The organism is bacterium, assembly GCA_036524115.1.
Taxonomy (GTDB): domain Bacteria; phylum JAUVQV01; class JAUVQV01; order JAUVQV01; family DATDCY01; genus DATDCY01.
This window is the reverse complement of the sequence record DATDCY010000104.1, coordinates 1-1,925: the sequence shown is the minus strand read 5'-3', so window position 1 is coordinate 1,925 and position 1,925 is coordinate 1. Positions and strand designations below refer to the sequence as shown.

The following is a 1,925-nucleotide window of genomic DNA, read 5'->3' as shown; positions in this document are numbered from 1 at the left end:
ATGCCCTCAAAGCTCAGCTGTGTGCTACACTCTGTCATGGGGTGCGGCCTTTCGGTTAAGTTGTTTTTCCTCGCAAGATCAACAACTTATACCTGGCAGCACCCCTCTTTGTTACATGCCTGATGAATAATCCGGGCTAGGACGCGACAGACATTCTGATTCTTTGGGCAAATGCAGCCGGGCGCCGAGAAGGGTCCGGATGCAAGGCGGACAAGCCCTGAGGAATGAGGCGTACAGTTGGTACGCCGCAGTGACGAAGGGCGCGGTCCAACGCCGCAGACGGGCCCTTATCGGCGCCCGGCTACCAGAAGGCTTTGCGGTCGCGCTTGGCGGCGCGCGCGTTCCGCCGGCTGCCCTTGCCCGACTTGCGCTTTGCCCCGAAACCGCCGGGGGCGCCCCCTCCGCCGGGAGGGGCGAAGGTCGGGGAGCCGTCGCCGAAACCGCCCTGGGACGCCGGAGCGCCGCCGTAGCCGCCCGAGGGAGCCGGCCGGTAGCCGCCGCCTCCGCCGCCGAACCCGCCCCGGGGGCCGCCGGCGCGCGCCTCGCGCGGCCGCGCCTCGTTGACGACCATGCGCCGGCCGTCCACCTCGTGGTCGTTGAAGCGCTGGATCGCCTGGGCGCCCTCCTCGGGCGAACCCATCTCGACGAACGCGAACCCGCGGGACTGGCCGGTGAACCTGTCCGTGACCAACTCGCACGCGCTGACCGCCCCGGCCTGTTCGAAGAGCGCGCGCACGTCCTCCGCGGACGCCGAGAAGGGCAGATTGCCCACGTACAATTTCATGCACCCACCTTTTCTGCCGCCCCGGGGGCAGCCGCTGACCTCACGGCAAAAGCGCGACGGGGGACGCGGCGCTCCCGCCCGGTCCCCCGTCGCGCCACGGATCCGATCGCATCTAGAGCTTCGCCACCACCTTCATGGCCTTCACCGCCGCCGCATTCGTGTCGACGGCGATGTGCGCCACGAAGCGCTTGCCGATCGCCGCGGCGGAGAAGCCGCGCAGGTTGACGCCGGCCGACGCGAGCGCGGCGGTGATCCGCGCGCCCTGTCCCGCCTTGTCCGGGCCCTCGACGCGCACGGTGTGCAGCGTCGGCGTCTTCTTGAAGCCGGCCTTCTTCGCCGCGGCCAACGCCTTCGCGCTCTTGATCGGCGTCACGAAGACGACGCCCGTCCCGGGCTTCTCCGGCGCGCGGCGCGCGATGACGAACTCCAGGTTCGCCTTCGCCGCCGCGAGCGCCTCGAGCTTGAGCGCCAGCCCGCCCGGCTGGTCCTTGATGGTTGCGGCCCACGTGTCGACCCTCGTCGCCTTCAGTGCCATGGCCCCTCCCGTCATGTGATGGCTGGAAATCCCGAACCCTGACCCGCTCCAAGATAGAGTCTGCCGCCGGGCCGGTCAAGTGGCGGCGGCGTGGACCTTCCTCCCCGCGAAGCGCGACCGCAGCTCGCGCAGCAGCGGCAGGTCGCGCGCGGGGACCGCGTACGGCGAGCGCTCGCCGGTGAGCTGCTCCAGCGGCAGGTACAGCGCCTCCCGGGAGAACTCCGGCAGCCGGATGAGCCCCTCGACGAGGCCCGGCAGCTCGCCGCCGCCCTTGAAGAGATAGGTCGCGTAGTCGCCGTGCGACAGCAACTCGAGGCTCCACGCCTCGGCGCGCCGCACCAGCAGCCAGACGAAGGGCTCCGCGCCGGCCGCGGCGTCCGCGTAGCCGAGGAAGCGGTCCGCGGGGCTGACGCCCTCCATGAGCGCCGCGCCCTCCGCGGACCTCGGACACGCCGCCAGCCACGACGCACCGAAGGCGGCGGCGAAGCCGGGCGCGAGCGCCTCGAGCGCCTCGAAGCTCAGCGCCCGTCCGGGCAGCCACTGGTCGGCGAGCGCCGCGCGGGCCGCCGCGCCCAGCGTCGGCAGGTGCGCCGCGACGGTTCGCGC

At 71.5% G+C, this 1,925-nt stretch carries 3 protein-coding genes; all 3 read right to left on the bottom strand.

Annotation, left to right across the window (positions count from 1 at the left end):
* Positions 1 to 301 precede the first annotated feature (301 nt).
* Entirely contained in the window at positions 302 to 784 is a 483-nt protein-coding gene (locus VI078_04855; protein HEY5998617.1) for an RNA-binding protein, read from the bottom strand.
* A gap of 112 nt (positions 785 to 896) precedes the next feature.
* Entirely contained in the window at positions 897 to 1,319 is a 423-nt protein-coding gene (locus VI078_04850; protein ID HEY5998616.1) for an amino acid-binding protein, read from the bottom strand.
* Positions 1,320 to 1,394: 75 nt separating this feature from the next.
* A partial coding sequence (locus tag VI078_04845; GenBank protein ID HEY5998615.1) for a hypothetical protein occupies positions 1,395 to 1,925 on the bottom strand: 531 nt, incomplete at its 5' end.